This window comes from Nguyenibacter vanlangensis (genome assembly GCF_013376155.1).
In the GTDB taxonomy this organism is placed as follows: domain Bacteria; phylum Pseudomonadota; class Alphaproteobacteria; order Acetobacterales; family Acetobacteraceae; genus Gluconacetobacter; species Gluconacetobacter vanlangensis.
Window position 1 is genome coordinate 1 of the sequence record NZ_JABXXP010000900.1, and the last position, 991, is coordinate 991.

The 991-nt window shown below is 71.4% G+C and carries 2 protein-coding genes; both read right to left on the minus strand.

Going from position 1 to position 991, the window contains the following annotated elements; translation table 11 throughout:
- Nucleotides 1–151 (minus strand): DNA polymerase III subunit chi (locus HUK84_RS20005; protein ID WP_176641761.1); only part of this gene is annotated, 151 nt, incomplete at its 3' end.
- A gap of 19 nt (nucleotides 152–170) precedes the next feature.
- On the minus strand, nucleotides 171–991 hold an 821-nt coding region (locus HUK84_RS20010; protein WP_176641762.1), incomplete at its 5' end, for a leucyl aminopeptidase.

Here is a 991-nt window from a genome sequence, read left to right on the forward strand (position 1 = left end):
GCCACAGGGCGTCGTCCAGCGCGCGGACGCGCGCCTCGTCGCGGCAGCGCAGCACGGCGCGGCGGCCGGACTCGAGCGTGCGGCCCAGCAGGGCCGGCAGCGCCTGTTCGGGCGTCGTGCGCGTGAGGTGGTAGAAACCGATTTCCGCCATCGGACGCCCCCCTTTTCCGTCAGTCCGGATGATGGTCGCGGATGAAGCGGTCGAGCAGGCGGACGCCGAAGCCGGTCGCCCCCTTGGGGGTGCAGGGCGCCGCCTTCTTGGCCCAGGCGGTGCCGGCGATGTCCAGATGCGCCCAGGGCACGTTATTGACGAAATGTTCGAGGAACTTGGCGGCGGTGATCGATCCGGCGGGGCGGCCGCCGACATTCTTGAAATCCGCGACCTCGGAGCGCAGCTCGTCCCGGTAGGGTTCGGAGATGGGCATGCGCCACAGTTTCTCGCCCGTTTCCTCGCCCGCCGCGAAGAGCTGCCGGGCCAGGTCGTCGTCGTTCGAGAACAGGCCCGCGCGTTCGTGCCCGAGGCTGACGACGATCGCGCCGGTCAGGGTGGCGAGGTCGACCATCAGGCGGGGCTTGAAACGGTCCTGGACGTACCACAGCACGTCGGCCAGCACGAGGCGGCCCTCGGCGTCGGTATTGATGACCTCGACCGTCTGGCCGGAGCAGGTGCGCACCACGTCGCCGGGGCGCTGGGCGTTGCCGGACAGCATGTTCTCGACCAGCCCGACGGCGCCGACGACGTCGACCGGCGCCTTGCGCCCCGCCAGGGCGGCCATCAGCCCGACCACGGCGGCGGCGCCGGCCATGTCGGTCTTCATTTCCTCCATCCCCGCGGCGGGCTTGATCGAGATGCCGCCGGAATCGAAGGTCACGCCCTTGCCGACGAAGGCCAAGGGCGCGGTGCCGGCGGCGGTACCGGCGGGGGCGCCGTTCCAGCGCATGATGACGGTGAAGGGCGGCGCGTCGCTGCCCTGGGCGACGCCGAGCAGGG